Raw genomic sequence first — 14,164 nt, forward strand, 5'->3', positions numbered from 1 at the left:
AGATCACTAAAGACCCAGCGTCTCTTTCACAAAGGGAATGGTGAGCTTACGCTGGGCGGTAATAGAGGCGCGATCCAGACGATCCAGCGTCTCAAACAGCGTGCGCATTTCGCGATCCAGCCGCTTGAGTAAAAAGCGTCCCACATCTTCCGGCAGTTCAAAACCGCGCAGTCCGGCACGCAACTGCAGCGCCTGCAGTTTATCTTCATCGGAGAGCGGCTGGAGCCGGTAGATTTGTCCCCAGTCGAGACGCGACGCGAGATCCGGCAACTGCAAATTAAGCTGACGCGGAGGACGGTCGCCGCTGATCAGCAGACGGGTTTTGCCGGTTTCAAGGATGCGGTTATAGAGATCGAAAATCGCCATTTCCCACGCCTCTTCCCCGGCGATGCACTCGATATTATCGATGCAGACCAGCGCCAGCTGTTCCATGCCGTCCAGCACTTCCGGCACAAACCAGGTGCGTTTATCCAGCGGGACATAGCCCACCGCTTCATTACGTGCGGACATTTCCGCGCAGGCCGCATGTAGCAGATGACTGCGGCCGCCGCCTTCCCGTGACCAGAAATAGAGATAGCTGCCGTGCTGCTGGGAGAGCGCGCCTTTGATGGCGGCTAACAAAGACGGATTTTCGCCTGGCCAGAAGCTGGCAAAAGTTTCGTCATCCGGTAAATAGAGTGGCAGTGAAAGCTGTGCCGGCGTGTTCAGAAGCACCTCGGTGTGAACGGGCAGAAAACCGGGGCAGTTTACCACAGTTTTCTGCCGGAGATGAAACAGGCGGTCTCGCTTAAGGTTGCGATTTCTCGTCAGCGTCCAGCACCACTTCTTCCGGACGCAGCAGCGTAATAACGCGGAAAATCAGGCTGAGCCCCACTCCCACAATGGTCGCCAGCGCCATGCCTTTCAGTTCTGCCGCGCCAATATGCACTTTCGCTCCGCTGACGCCGATGATCAGGATCACCGAGGTAAGGATCAGGTTTTGCGCTTTGTTGTAATCGACTTTGGATTCAATCAGCACGCGAATACCGGATGCGCCGATCACCCCATACAGCAGCAGCGATACGCCGCCCATCACCGGAACCGGGATCGCCTGAATCGCGGCGGCCAGCTTCCCGACGCAGGAGAGCAGAATGGCGATAATCGCCGCGCCGCCAATCACCCAGGTGCTGTAAACGCGCGTAATCGCCATAACGCCGATGTTTTCGCCGTAGGTGGTGTTTGGCGTCGAGCCGAAGAAGCCGGAGATAATGGTAGAGAAGCCGTTGGCAAACATGGAACGATGCAGGCCGGGATCGCGTACCAGGTCACGTTTCACAATGTTGGCTGTCACCACCAGGTGGCCGATATGCTCAGCGATCACCACCAGCGCAGCGGGTAAAATGGTCAGCATGGCAGCCCATTCGAAACGCGGGGTGTAAAAGGTCGGCAGCGCGAACCAGGGCGCGTTATAGACTGGCGTCCAGTCGACGATGCCCATGACAAAAGAGAGCACGTAGCCCACCAGCACGCCAATCAGGATCGGGATAATCGCCAGGAAGCCGCGAAACAGCACCGAACCAAACACCGTGACGGCGAGCGTGACCAGCGAAATGGTGACGGTGGTACTGTCCGGCTGGCTGCCTTCGGCAGGCAACAGACCAGCCATGTTCGCCGCCACGCCAGCCAGCTCCAGACCAATTACCGCCACAATGGCACCCATCGCTGCCGGAGGAAACATCACATCCAGCCAGCCGGTTCCGGCTTTTTTGACAATCAGCGCCACCAGACAGAACAGCACGCCGCAGAGAATAAAGCCGCCCAGCGCGACTTCATAACCCAGCGGCAACAGCAGCAGCACCGGTGAAATAAAGGCAAAGCTGGAGCCCAGATAAGCAGGGATTTTGCCCTTACAGATAAACAGATAGATCAGGGTGCCGATACCGTTAAACAGCAATACCGTGGCCGGGTTGATGTGAAACAGAATCGGCACCAGCACGGTGGCACCAAACATGGCAAACAGATGCTGCAGGCTGAGCGGAATGGTCTGCAGCAGTGGTGGTCGTTCGCTGACGCCAATGGCGCGACGAGTCATGATCTATCCCCTTGAGATGTTAATAAGCCAAAAAAAAGCCGACGCTAAGGTCGGCTGAAATACGTATAAAACAGAAAGTCTGCCCCCAGGCGCAAAGGAGAAAAAGCGGCAGTTGCAGGTCGCCCTGATGCTTCATCACTGTTCTCCTTATCCTTATGCCTGACGCTGTGTTAATCCGGAAGAGGCGTTACTTGGTACCGAAAATCTTGTCGCCCGCGTCACCCAGGCCCGGAATAATATAGCCTTTTTCGTTGAGGCCCTGATCGATGGAGGCGGTATAGAGTTCCACATCCGGGTGCGCTTTCTCCAGCGCAGCGATCCCTTCCGGCGCAGCGACCAGCACCAGAACCTTAATCGAGTTGCAGCCCGCTTTTTTCAGCAGATCGATGGTAGCGATCATCGAGCCTCCGGTCGCCAGCATGGGATCCACCACCAGCGCCATACGCTCTTCAATATTGGAGACCAGCTTCTGGAAATAAGGCACCGGCTCCAGCGTCTCTTCATCGCGGTAAATCCCCACCACGCTGATACGGGCGCTGGGCACATGTTCCAGCACCCCTTCCATCATCCCGAGGCCCGCACGCAGAATCGGTACCACGGTGATCTTTTTCCCTTTGATCTGATCCACTTCAACCGGGCCATTCCAGCCCTCAATCGTCACCGTCTCGGTTTCCAGATCCGCAGTGGCTTCATAGGTCAGCAGGCTGCCGACTTCCGACGCCAGTTCACGGAAACGCTTCGTGCTGATATCATGCTCACGCATCAGGCCCAGTTTATGTTTGACCAGCGGGTGTTTGACTTCCACGATCTTCATTGTGTTCTCCCCGAATGAGTTGAGCTAAAAAAAATCGCGGGATTATACCGCCTTTTTCTGCCAGCGCCATACGCTTATGGCGAAATGCGGCGGCTTATGACGCTCAGAGTAAGAATCGATGAAAAATTCCCGCCACGCAATCTCTGGATGAGATGGGACTCGCAAACGTTTGCCTGCGCTGTTAGAATTGCCGCGCTTTATTTTAACCACCAACCGCAACTCGCGTGGGGATTCCGCAGTGACCGACAAGACCTCTCTCAGCTACAAAGACGCCGGTGTTGATATCGATGCTGGTAACGCTCTGGTTGATCGTATCAAAGGCGTAGTGAAAAAGACCCGTCGCCCGGAAGTGATGGGTGGACTGGGCGGTTTCGGTGCTCTTTGTGCGCTGCCGCAAAAATATCGTGAGCCGGTGCTGGTCTCCGGTACCGATGGCGTTGGCACCAAGCTGCGTCTGGCGATGGATCTGAAGCGCCATGACAGCATCGGCATCGACCTGGTGGCCATGTGCGTGAACGATCTGGTGGTCCAGGGTGCGGAACCGCTGTTCTTCCTCGATTACTACGCCACCGGCAAGCTGGATGTCGATACCGCTTCAGCGGTGATTAGCGGCATTGCCGAAGGCTGTCTGCAATCCGGCTGTGCCCTGGTGGGCGGTGAAACCGCTGAAATGCCCGGCATGTACCACGGCGAAGATTATGACGTGGCCGGTTTTTGCGTGGGTGTGGTTGAAAAGTCTGAAATTATCGACGGCAGCAAGGTGCAGGATGGCGACGTGCTGATCGCCCTGGCGTCCAGCGGCCCGCACTCCAACGGCTACTCGCTGGTGCGCAAAATTTTGCAGGTCAGTCAAACCGATCCGCTGACCAAACAGCTGGAAGGCAAGCCGCTGGCGGATCACCTGCTGGCCCCGACGCGCATCTATGTGAAAAACATCCTCAGCCTGATTGAACAGGTAGATGTTCACGCCATTGCACACCTGACCGGTGGCGGCTTCTGGGAAAATATTCCGCGTGTGCTGCCGGATAACACCCAGGCGGTAATCGATGAGAAGAGCTGGCAGTGGCCGGCGGTGTTTACCTGGATGCAACAGGCCGGTAATGTCAGCCGTCACGAAATGTATCGCACCTTTAACTGCGGCGTCGGCATGGTGATCGCCGTCAGCGCGGCGGAGGCAGACAAAGCGCTGCAGCTGATGCAGGATGCCGGTGAGCAGGCCTGGAAGATCGGTGAGATCAAAGCCTCTGATGCGGAAGAGCGTGTGGTCATTAACGCATGAAAAAGCTGGTTGTACTGATTTCCGGTAACGGCAGTAATCTTCAGTCCATCCTCGACGCCTGCGCAAGCGGGCGTATCAACGGCAGCGTCGCTGCCGTTTTCAGCAATAAAGCCTCGGCATACGGATTAACCCGTGCCCGCGAGGCGCAGGTGCCCGCCTGTTACCTTGACGCCAGCGCTTTTGCCGATCGCGCCGCCTTTGATTGCCAGCTGATGCAGGAGATCGATGCCTTTTCACCGGATCTGGTGGTGCTGGCGGGCTATATGCGTATCCTTAGCCCACAGTTTGTTGCCCACTATCAGGATCGGCTGCTGAATATTCACCCTTCTCTGCTGCCCAAATATCCCGGTCTGCATACTCATCGCCAGGCGCTGGAGAATGGCGACACGCAGCATGGGACGTCGGTGCACTTCGTCACCGACGAACTGGATGGCGGCCCGGTGATCCTGCAGGCTAAAGTGCCGATTTTTGCCGGGGATACGGAAGAGGAGATCACCGCACGCGTGCAGCATCAGGAGCATGCTATCTACCCACTGGTGATTGGCTGGTTCCTTGAAGGTCGGCTGGTGATGCGCGATAACCGCGCCTGGCTCGACGGCGCGCCGCTACCCGCGCAGGGCTACGCATCCGACTGAACCCAGGGAGCAAACGCAGGGGAAAAGCGCATCTTTTCCCTTTTTTTATGCCCGTAGTTTAGCCGTAGCGACCGGTAATATAATCTTCGGTGCGCTTCTCCTGCGGCGCGGTGAATATCGCATCCGTCGCGCCAAACTCAACCAGCATGCCGTTATGCATAAAAGCGGTGTAGTCGGAAACGCGCGCCGCCTGCTGCATGTTGTGCGTCACCAGCACCAGGGTAAAGTGCTGCTTCAGCGTGGTCATCAGCTCTTCAATCTCCAGCGTCGAAATCGGATCCAGGGCGGAGGTGGGCTCGTCCAGCAGCAGAACATCCGGCTCGATAGCGATCGCGCGGGCGATCACCAGGCGCTGCTGCTGCCCGCTGGAGAGCTGCAGCGCATTTTGTCCCAGATGATCTTTCACTTCGCTCCACAGGGCCGCAGCGCGCAGCGCGCGTTCACAGGCCTGATTAAGGATATGGCGATCGCGTACCCCCTGTAAGCGCAGGCCGTACACCACATTTTCATAAATCGATTTCGGAAAAGGATTCGGGCGCTGGAAGACCATGCCGACCCGCCGCCGCAGCGCCGGCAGATCCTGTCCGGGCTGCGTAATGGCGCGCTGCTCCAGCAGAATCTCTCCCTGCATACGGCAACTATCGATCACGTCATTCATGCGATTGAAACAGCGCAGCAGCGTGGATTTTCCGCAGCCGGAGGGGCCGATGAGCGCCGTAATGCGATTTTTCGGGATGCGCAGCGCGATATCATGCAGTACCTGGCGTTCGCCATACCAGAGCGACAGCTGATTCACCGTGAGTGCAATGTCGGAATCGAAGGTCATAGTTTCTCGGTTATTGAGTCATTATCCGGTAGCGCTCACGCAAACGGTGGCGCAATCCCATCGCGACCAGATTAAGGGATAAAATAATCAGTACCAGCAGCAGCGCAGTGGCGTACACCAGCGGCCGATCCGCTTCAATATTCGGGCTCTGGAAAGCCAGATCATAAATCTGGAAGCCCAGATGCATAAATTTCCGGTCGAGATGCAGATACGGGAACACAGCATCAACCGGCAGTTCCGGCACCATTTTCACCACGCCCACCAGCATCAACGGCGCGGTCTCGCCCGCCGCGCGCGCTACCGCCAGAATCAACCCGGTCAACATTGCGGGCAGCGCCATGGGCAACACCACATGCCAGAGGGTTTCCGCTTTGGTCGCCCCCAGCGCCAGCGAGCCCTGGCGCAGGCTGTCCGGGATACGTGACAAGCCCTCTTCCGTTGCCACTATCACCACCGGTAAGGTCAGCAGCGCCAGCGTTAATGCCGCCCAGAGCAGGCCCGGCGTGCCGAAGGTGGGGCTGGGCAAGGTGCGGGCAAAAAAGAGCTGATCGAGGGTGCCGCCCACCAGCCAGACAAAAAAGCCGAGGCCAAACACGCCATAAACAATAGAGGGCACGCCAGCGAGGTTCACCACCGCAATGCGCACCAGCCGGGTCAGGGCGTGGCGTCCGGCATATTCATGCAGCCAGACGGCAGCAATCACTCCCAGCGGCATCACCAGCACTGACATCAACAGCACCATCAGCACAGTACCAAAAATCGCCGGAAAGGCCCCCTTTTCGCTCGGCCCGGCCGCCGGACTGTCACTGACAAAATGCCATACCTGATGTAAAAAATGGTGCCATTTCTGGCTAAAGGACATGGCGTTGGGATGCCAGGCGTCAACGATTTGCGCGAGTGGGATGCTGCGCTCCCTGCCCTGCACATCACGCAGGATCAGCGCGTCGCGCACGCTCTCCTGTTGCAGGGCCGCCAGCCGGGTACTCAGTTCGCTGAAGCGGCGCTGCAACGCCGCCCGGTTCGCCTGGTACTCCGATTGCGTCTGCGGCGTAAAGGCATTGGCGCTGCGCTGCGCCTCGGCCTGGGTCTCCAGCGCGCGCAACTGATTATTGACGCGCGCCATGTCGGTATGGCGAATGGCGCTGGCCTGGCGTAACAGGGTATGCACCTTCTCCAGCCGCTGCTGCAGCAGCGCAGCGATATTCTGCGCCGTGAGGGTCTCATTATCCTGCCGTAGTTCGACAAACCAGCCCAGCGCGTTGCCGCCGCTGCGACGTTGCACCACCATGACCTCTGGCGGCTGCGTCACAGTCAGCGCATCGCGGCTCAGGATTACACGGAAATCTGGCGCGGCGACATCGCGGTTGCCGGTTTTCAGCAGGTAACGGGTCACGCTGCCATCCGCGTCCTGCCCGTTGGCCGACAGGCGCGTTGTTTCTACTGTTTCACCAAGCAACACCTGCGTCGTGCCATCGGGCTGGCGCAGCTGGTAAAGATCGACCGGCTGCGGCCAGAAAGCGCGCATCCCCTGCCAGGCGAGCAGCCCGGTGAGCAGGGCAAAGGCCAGCAGACATACCGTGACGGCCCCGGCTGTCAGCCAGCGCCAGCGATCGTTTTGTTGTAACGCCGTCATCCCTGTCCCTCATGCTGGCTGTAGCGCTGACGCAGGCGCTGGCGTACCACTTCCGCCAGTGTATTGATCACCAGGGTAAAAATCAGCAGCAGCAACGCGCTTAAAAACAGAATGCGATAGTGTGCGCTGCCTGCTGCCGCTTCCGGCATTTCGATGGCGATATTCGCCGCCAGCGCACGCAGGCCGCTGAACAGCCCGCCGTCAGTGACCGGCGTGTTGCCGGTTGCCATCAGCACTATCATGGTTTCGCCGACAGCGCGGCCAAAACCGATCATCAGGGCGGCAAAAATACCGGCGGAGGCGCCTGGCAATATTACGCGCGTCAGGGTCTGCCAGGGCGTTGCCCCCAGCGCCAGCGATCCCTGCCCCAGCGCCGCCGGGACGCTGAACAGGGCATCTTCCGCCAGGGTAAAGATCAAGGGCACCAGGGCAAAGCCCATCGCCACACCTGCCACCAGCAAATTACGCTGTTCATAGTGCTGCAGATGCTCACTGAGATCGCCGGTCAGTTGCGGCAGCAACCAGAGAGTCAGCAGCGTCACGCCCGACAGCAACGGCAGCAGCAGCAAGATCTCCCGCCCGGGCTGTCGCCAGCTCGCCGGTAAGCGGGCGCTGAGCGCGCCGCAGATCAACAGCGTCAGCGCCAGCATCAGCGGCAACAGCAGTACCCCGGAGAGCGCGCTGCTGATACGCGGCGCCAGCCATAAACCGGCAATCAGGCCAATCACCACACTGGGCAGCGCGCCCATCATCTCAATGGCGGGTTTCACCCAGCGGCGCAGGCCCGGCGCCATAAACCAGGCGGTATAGATCGCCGCCGCCAGTGCCAGCGGGGTAGCAAACAGCAACGCCAGCGCGGCAGCTTTCAGGGTGCCGATCACCATCGGCACCAGGCTGAACTTGGCCTGATAGTTATCCCCGGCGGCGGTGGACTGCCACACCCAGTCCGGCTGTGGGTAGTTTTCATACCAGACTTTTTGCCACAGGTTGCGCCAGCTGAAATCGGGCCAGGGATTATCAAGGTGATAAGATTGCCAGCTGCTTTCCCGTTCAACCAGCAGCCTGTCGCCGCGATCGGAAAACCGGGCGTGGCGAATGCCGGGGGCCAGCTGCCGACTGAGAATGGGACCAGGCTGTTTGCTGGCATAGAGCTGTAACAGACCCGTTGGCATCAGGGTAGCAAACACGCGCCGGTTCGGTTCGGTTACGATCAGCCGTTCTCCCTGGGGCTGCGGCCAGCGCTGAATGTTCTGCAGACGCACCCCCTGCTCGCCGGCGATGGCGAACCACTGGCTGATGCTGTCGTCATCTTCGATCAGCAGAGATTGCCCGCCCGCTAACAGATGCAGCGAGCGCGGGCGTTTTGTCAGGGTAATCACCTCACGCAGCCGGGCCTGCTCAGTGCTCAGCTCCCAGACGCGCAGCAGCCTCCCTTCCACGCTATAGAGCAGATCGCCGCGGGGAGAAAGCAGCAGCAGATCGGCATGAGCCTGATTCAGACGCTGATGTTTTACCTCACGCTGTCGCGTCAGGGTGGTGACCGTCACGCCGCCCGGCGTTGCCGCCGCGATGCGCCAGCGATTCTCATCCGGCGTTGCCAGCGCGAGCTGTTGCGCCGGGCCTTCCGGTAACATCAGCGGCTTATCGCCCAGCGGAAACCGCCACTCCGTTTCTCCATTAAGCCGCGCGGGTTGCAGCAGCAGCAGTGTGCCACGCGACTGAATCAGCAGAGAGCGCTGATCGGCACTGGTCACCACGGCTTCCGGCGCTTGCGCCAGCGGCGGCACCGGCTCCGGCGGCGCGCCGTCCAGCGGAATAAACCGTACCGTACCGGCGCGGCTGATGCGCCAGCCAGCGTCCCCCTGCATCCCCAGCGCCAGCGAAGGCGTCTTATCTGTTAGCGGCTGCGTTGCACCCGCCTGCAGACCTGGCGCAGCAAAAAGGGGGACCACCACCCAGATCAGCCAGAAAAACAGGAGTAGCATCAGCAGCAAAATGGCGACGCCACTGGCCGTGACGATACGGCGCGTCAGGCGATCTGCCCAGCGTCGGCTGCGGTCGCTAAACTGGACGGGAATACGGTTATCGGTCATGCAGGCCCGGAGAGTATTCAGAGATTAGTTGCTATGTTGCCCGTAGCTGATTGATATGACAACTGTTGAGGTTGGACAAGACGGCCCTGCTCTCGCCATAATGGGAGCGGACACGGGATCGCCAGTCCTGCAACAGCATACGGAGTCAGAATGGGTCAGGAAAAGCTGTACATCGAAAAAGAGCTAAGCTGGTTATCGTTCAACGAACGCGTCCTGCAGGAAGCGGCAGATAAAAGCAATCCGCTGATTGAGCGCATGCGCTTTTTGGGCATCTATTCCAATAACCTTGATGAATTTTATAAAGTCCGCTTCGCCGACCTGAAACGCCGTATCCTGATCAGTGAAGAACAGGGATCCGCCAGCGCGCCGCGCCGCCTGCTGAAAAAGATCCAGCTGCGGGTGCTGAAGTCCGATCAGGAATTCGACGGGCTGTATAATGACTTGCTGCTGGAGATGGCGCGCAACCAGATTTTCCTGATCAACGAGCGTCAGCTGTCGCCCAATCAGCAGAGCTGGCTGCGCCACTATTTTAAACATCATCTGCGCCAGCACGTTACCCCCATTCTGATTAACCACGACACCGACCTGACCGAGTTTCTGAAAGACGATTACACCTATCTGGCGGTGGAGATTATTCGTGGCAGCGACACGCGCTATGCGCTGCTGGAAATTCCGTCAGATAAAATTCCGCGCTTTGTCAATCTGCCGGCGGAATCGCCGCGTCGTCGCAAACCGATGATCCTGCTGGATAATATCCTGCGCTACTGCCTGGATGAAATTTTCAAGGGCTTCTTTGACTACGACACGCTGAACGCCTACTCGATGAAAATGACGCGCGACGCTGATTACGATCTGGTCACAGAAACGGAGTCGAGCCTGCTGGAGCTGATGTCCTCCAGTCTCAAGCAGCGTCTCACCGCGCTGCCGGTGCGCTTTGTCTATCAGCGCGATATGCCCGATGCCATGGTGGAACTGCTGCGCCACAAGCTTTCCATCTCCAGTTACGATTCGGTGATCCCTGGCGGTCGTTACCATAACTTTAAAGATTTCATCTCTTTCCCTAACGTCGGCAAGGCCAACCTGGTGAACAAGCCGCTGCCGCAGATCCGTCATATGGGCTTTGACGGCTTCCGCAATGGCTTTGATGCGATCCGTAACCGCGACGTGCTGCTCTATTATCCCTATCACACCTTTGAGCATGTGCTTGAGCTGCTGCGTCAGGCCTCCTTTGATCCCAGCGTGCTGGCGATCAAAATTAATATTTACCGCGTGGCGAAAAACTCACGCATCATCGATGCGATGATCCATGCCGCCTACAACGGTAAAAAAGTCACCGTGGTGGTGGAGCTGCAGGCACGTTTTGACGAAGAGGCGAACATTCGCTGGGCGAAGCGTCTGACGGAAGCGGGCGTGCATGTTATCTTCTCTGCCCCTGGCCTGAAAATTCATGCCAAGCTGTTCCTTATCTCGCGCCGTGAAGGTGAAGAGGTGGTGCGCTATGCCCATATCGGTACCGGTAACTTCAATGAGAAGACCGCACGCACCTATACCGATTATTCGCTGCTCACTGCCGATGCGCGCATTACTAATGAAGTGCGCCGCGTGTTTAACTTTATCGAGAACCCCTATCGCCCGGTGAGCTTTGATTATCTGATGGTGTCACCGCAAAACTCACGCCGCATGCTCTATCAGCTTATCGATGAAGAAATCGCCAACGCGCAACAGGGACGCCCTGCCGGCATTACGCTGAAAATCAATAATCTGGTGGATGAGGGGCTGGTGGATCGGCTATATACTGCCTCCAGTGTCGGCGTGCAGGTCAATCTGCTGGTACGCGGCATGTGCTCGCTGGTTCCTGATCTCGAAGGGATCAGCGATAATATTCGCGTGATCAGCATTGTTGACCGCTATCTGGAGCACGATCGCGTCTACATCTTTGAAAACAACGGCGATAAAAAAGTGTACCTTTCCTCTGCGGACTGGATGACGCGTAATATCGATTACCGCATTGAAGTCGCCGTAGTGATCCTTGATCCCAGGCTGAAACAGCGCATCCTGGATATCGTCGCCATTCTGTTCAGTGATACGGTGAAAGCCCGTATTGTGGACAAAGAACTCAGTAACCGTTACGTTCAGCGCGGTAATCGCCGTAAGGTGCGTGCCCAGCTGGCGATTTACGATTACATCAAGCAACTGGAACAACCTGAATAATTCCTATGCCAATTTCCCATAAGAGTACGCCCAAACCGCAGGAATTTGCGGCGATTGACCTGGGTTCCAACAGTTTTCACATGGTGATTGCCCGTGTGGTCGATGGCGCAATGCAGGTGTTGGGACGGCTTAAGCAGCGGGTACATCTGGCTGATGGACTGGACGCCAATAATCGCCTGAGTGAAGAGGCGATGCAGCGCGGTCTTGCCTGTCTGACGCTGTTTGCTGAACGTCTGCAGGGTTTTAGCGCCGCGAACGTGACCATTGTCGGCACCCATACCCTACGCCAGGCGATCAATGCCGAAGAGTTTCTGCAACGCGCGGCGGAGGTGATCCCCTATCCAATTGAAGTGATCTCCGGCCACGAAGAGGCTCGCCTGATTTTTATGGGGGTGGAACATACGCAGCCGGAGAAAGGCCGCAAACTGGTGATTGATATTGGCGGCGGCTCAACGGAGCTGGTGATTGGCGAGGACTTTGAGCCGCAGCTGGTGGAAAGCCGCCGTATGGGCTGCGTCAGTTTTGCCCAGCTCTATTTTCCCGCTGGCGTAATCAACCGCGAGAATTTTCGTCGTGCCCGCCTTGCGGCGGTGCAGAAGCTGGAAACCCTCTCCTGGCAATATCGCCTGCAAGGCTGGCAGTATGCGCTGGGGGCATCAGGCACCATCAAGGCCGCCTGCGAAGTGCTGCAGGCGATGGGCGAAAAAGAGAAGCTGATTACGCCGGAGCGCCTGGAGCGGCTCTGCGATGAAGTGCTCAAACACAAATCTTTCTCCGCGCTGAGCCTGCCGGGTCTCTCGGAAGAGCGCAAAGTGGTGTTTGTGCCGGGTCTGGCGATTTTGTGTGGCGTGTTTGATGCGCTGGCGATTCGCGAACTGCGTCTTTCAGACGGCGCGCTGCGTGAAGGGGTGCTCTATGAGATGGAGGGCCGCTTTCGCCATCAGGATATCCGCAGCCGCACAGCACAGAGCCTGGCCAATCACTACGCTATCGACAACGATCAGGCGCGACGCGTGCTGGAAACCACCGAGCTGCTTTACAGCCAGTGGCGCGATCAGAATCCGAAGCTGGCGAATCCGCAGCTGGCCGCCCTGCTGAAATGGGCTGCTCTGCTGCATGAAGTGGGCCTGACGATTAACCACAGCGGCCTGCAACGCCACTCTTCCTATATTTTGCAGCACTCCAACATGCCCGGTTTCAACCAGGATCAGCAAATGCTGCTGGCTACGCTGGTGCGCTTTCATCGTAAAGGGGTCAAACCGGAAGAGATGCCGCGCTTTACCCTGTTCAAGAAAAAGCAGTTTTTGCCGCTGATTTTCATCCTGCGTCTCAGCACGTTGCTGAATAATCAGCGCCAGGCGACCTCACGACCCGATGAGCTGCGTCTGAAGACCCATGAGGGGCACTGGACCCTGATATTTCCGGCAGGCTATTTAAGCCAGAATACCCTTGTACAGCTCGATCTGGAACGGGAACAGGGATACTGGAACGATGTCAGCGGCTGGAAGCTGACGCTGGAAGAAGAAGCCTGATGTCGACGCAGCCCCGGACTGCGCTGAGGTAAACCACCATGACGCCATTAACGAATAACGTAAATTTCACTGAAAAATATGGGCTGACACCGGTCCACTCGGAAGTGCTCGCGGCGCTGCCGCTGCTGACGCCAGGCCGCGCGCTGGATCTTGGCTGCGGCAGCGGACGCAATAGCCTGTTTCTGAATCAACAGGGGTTTGAAGTGACCGCCTGGGATCAGAACAGTGACAGTCTGACACGCCTGAATCAGATTATCGCGCAGGAAGGCTTGCAGCATATTCATACCGAACAGCGCGATCTCAACCAGACGCGCTTTAACGGTGCCTGGGATTTTGTGCTGTCGACAGTGGTCATGATGTTTCTGCAACCCGCGACCATTCCGCAGCTGATTGCCGATATGCAGGCCGGTACGGTAAAGAATGGCTATAACCTGATTGTGGCGGCCATGAGCACCGATGATTTTCCCTGCCCGGTCGACTTCCCTTTCACCTTTAAATCGGGCGAGCTGAGTCACTACTATCGCAACTGGCATATTGTGAAATACAACGAGCATGTCGGCCAGCTGCATAAAAAAGATGAGCATGGCAATCGCATCAGCTGCCGCTTTGCCACCCTGCTGGCGCAAAAAGCGAGCTACTGAGACTGAGGCCGCCGGGCCGTTGCATCCGGGCGGCCCTGTTGTCCCCTCCCCTTCCTGATGACCGCCGCCCGTTTCCTTGCTTTCTGCACGCCGGCGGGCAGACAAAACCGCTGTGCAAAATTTGCACATTTTTTAAATCACATGATTGATTTCATCCCATGAGTATGTCTAAATAACCTCATTGCCCTTCAGGGGTTCTTTACAGGAAACACACCGCGTGAACAGCGCTATGCCCGTCCGAAGACGTCATAAAACCGGTACAATGACCCGTATCGTTTTACTGATTAGCTTTATCATCCTTATTGGCCGACTGATTTTTACCATCCCCGGCGCCATTGAACATCATCAGCTCAAAAAAGCCGATTCTTCTGTACCTGCAGCCATGACCACCACAGCCGAAAATCGTTAAAGGTTACAACCCCGGTGTAA

General features: G+C 57.6%; 12 protein-coding genes. 6 read left to right on the forward strand and 6 right to left on the reverse strand.

Annotation, left to right across the window (positions count from 1 at the left end):
- Nucleotides 1-6 precede the first annotated feature (6 nt).
- The 3 genes from hda to upp all read right to left on the reverse strand — a co-directional run bounded on the left by hda (nucleotide 7) and on the right by upp (nucleotide 2,885).
- Nucleotides 7-708: a DnaA inactivator Hda gene (hda, locus tag E0E17_RS01660; RefSeq protein ID WP_237680809.1), complete on the reverse strand. Its 702-nt coding sequence runs from the start codon at nucleotides 706-708 to the stop codon at nucleotides 7-9.
- Nucleotides 709-787: 79 nt separating this feature from the next.
- Nucleotides 788-2,071: a uracil permease gene (uraA, locus tag E0E17_RS01665; protein WP_130830994.1), complete on the reverse strand. Its 1,284-nt coding sequence runs from the start codon at nucleotides 2,069-2,071 to the stop codon at nucleotides 788-790.
- Nucleotides 2,072-2,258: 187 nt separating this feature from the next.
- A complete protein-coding gene (gene upp, locus E0E17_RS01670; RefSeq protein ID WP_130830995.1) occupies nucleotides 2,259-2,885 on the reverse strand; it encodes a uracil phosphoribosyltransferase in 627 nt (208 codons plus the stop codon).
- A 238-nt stretch (nucleotides 2,886-3,123) separates the two neighbouring features.
- On the opposite strand from upp, the gene purM reads away from it, so the two are divergent.
- Together purM and purN are read left to right on the forward strand one after the other, a co-directional pair.
- Nucleotides 3,124-4,164, forward strand: coding sequence for a phosphoribosylformylglycinamidine cyclo-ligase (gene purM / locus E0E17_RS01675; RefSeq protein ID WP_130830996.1), 1,041 nt, complete (start codon nucleotides 3,124-3,126; stop codon nucleotides 4,162-4,164).
- Complete coding sequence (gene purN / locus E0E17_RS01680; protein WP_130830997.1) at nucleotides 4,161-4,799, forward strand: phosphoribosylglycinamide formyltransferase; 639 nt, start codon at nucleotides 4,161-4,163, stop codon at nucleotides 4,797-4,799. Before purM ends, purN begins: the two co-directional genes overlap by 4 nt.
- Nucleotides 4,800-4,857: 58 nt before the next feature.
- Here purN and pstB read toward each other — a convergent pair whose 3' ends face one another.
- From pstB to E0E17_RS01695, 3 genes are read right to left on the reverse strand one after another with little or no spacing between them, the layout of a single operon-like run.
- Nucleotides 4,858-5,625 (reverse strand): phosphate ABC transporter ATP-binding protein PstB, encoded by a 768-nt coding sequence (pstB, locus tag E0E17_RS01685; protein ID WP_130830998.1) that lies wholly within the window; start codon nucleotides 5,623-5,625, stop codon nucleotides 4,858-4,860.
- A gap of 10 nt (nucleotides 5,626-5,635) precedes the next feature.
- Nucleotides 5,636-7,258 carry a phosphate ABC transporter permease PstA gene (pstA, locus tag E0E17_RS01690; RefSeq protein WP_130830999.1) on the reverse strand — a complete coding sequence of 541 codons (1,623 nt, stop codon included), beginning with the start codon at nucleotides 7,256-7,258 and terminating at the stop codon, nucleotides 5,636-5,638.
- A complete protein-coding gene (locus E0E17_RS01695) occupies nucleotides 7,255-9,351 on the reverse strand; it encodes an ABC transporter permease subunit (RefSeq protein WP_130831000.1) in 2,097 nt (698 codons plus the stop codon). Before E0E17_RS01695 ends, pstA begins: the two co-directional genes overlap by 4 nt.
- Nucleotides 9,352-9,501: 150 nt before the next feature.
- On the opposite strand from E0E17_RS01695, the gene ppk1 reads away from it, so the two are divergent.
- From ppk1 to E0E17_RS01715, 4 genes are all read left to right on the forward strand, one after another.
- The gene (gene ppk1 / locus E0E17_RS01700) at nucleotides 9,502-11,562 is read left to right on the forward strand and encodes a polyphosphate kinase 1 (RefSeq protein WP_130831001.1); all 2,061 of its coding nucleotides are present in this window, start codon (nucleotides 9,502-9,504) and stop codon (nucleotides 11,560-11,562) included.
- A gap of 5 nt (nucleotides 11,563-11,567) precedes the next feature.
- Nucleotides 11,568-13,094: an exopolyphosphatase gene (gene ppx / locus E0E17_RS01705; protein WP_130831002.1), complete on the forward strand. Its 1,527-nt coding sequence runs from the start codon at nucleotides 11,568-11,570 to the stop codon at nucleotides 13,092-13,094.
- Between the two features lie 38 nt (nucleotides 13,095-13,132).
- Complete coding sequence (tehB, locus tag E0E17_RS01710) at nucleotides 13,133-13,735, forward strand: tellurite resistance methyltransferase TehB (RefSeq protein WP_130831003.1); 603 nt, start codon at nucleotides 13,133-13,135, stop codon at nucleotides 13,733-13,735.
- Nucleotides 13,736-13,952: 217 nt separating this feature from the next.
- On the forward strand, nucleotides 13,953-14,144 hold the full coding sequence (locus E0E17_RS01715) for a YfgG family protein (RefSeq protein WP_130831004.1): 192 nt from the start codon (nucleotides 13,953-13,955) through the stop codon (nucleotides 14,142-14,144).
- Nucleotides 14,145-14,164: the final 20 nt, after the last annotated feature.

Origin of the sequence: [Erwinia] mediterraneensis (assembly GCF_900604315.1) — a bacterium.
In the GTDB taxonomy this organism is placed as follows: domain Bacteria; phylum Pseudomonadota; class Gammaproteobacteria; order Enterobacterales; family Enterobacteriaceae; genus Pantoea; species Pantoea mediterraneensis_A.

Excerpts from the sequence above, each read along its gene's own strand:
- ppk1 (WP_130831001.1), top strand. The coding sequence starts at position 9,502 with ATGGGTCAGGAAAAGCTGTACATCGAAAAAGAGCTAAGCTGGTTATCG.
- pstB (WP_130830998.1), bottom strand. The coding sequence starts at position 5,625 with ATGACCTTCGATTCCGACATTGCACTCACGGTGAATCAGCTGTCGCTC.
- purN (WP_130830997.1), top strand. The coding sequence starts at position 4,161 with ATGAAAAAGCTGGTTGTACTGATTTCCGGTAACGGCAGTAATCTTCAG.
- pstA (WP_130830999.1), bottom strand. The coding sequence starts at position 7,258 with ATGACGGCGTTACAACAAAACGATCGCTGGCGCTGGCTGACAGCCGGG.
- tehB (WP_130831003.1), top strand. The coding sequence starts at position 13,133 with ATGACGCCATTAACGAATAACGTAAATTTCACTGAAAAATATGGGCTG.
- E0E17_RS01695 (WP_130831000.1), bottom strand. The coding sequence starts at position 9,351 with ATGACCGATAACCGTATTCCCGTCCAGTTTAGCGACCGCAGCCGACGC.
- ppx (WP_130831002.1), top strand. The coding sequence starts at position 11,568 with ATGCCAATTTCCCATAAGAGTACGCCCAAACCGCAGGAATTTGCGGCG.
- uraA (WP_130830994.1), bottom strand. The coding sequence starts at position 2,071 with ATGACTCGTCGCGCCATTGGCGTCAGCGAACGACCACCACTGCTGCAG.
- upp (WP_130830995.1), bottom strand. The coding sequence starts at position 2,885 with ATGAAGATCGTGGAAGTCAAACACCCGCTGGTCAAACATAAACTGGGC.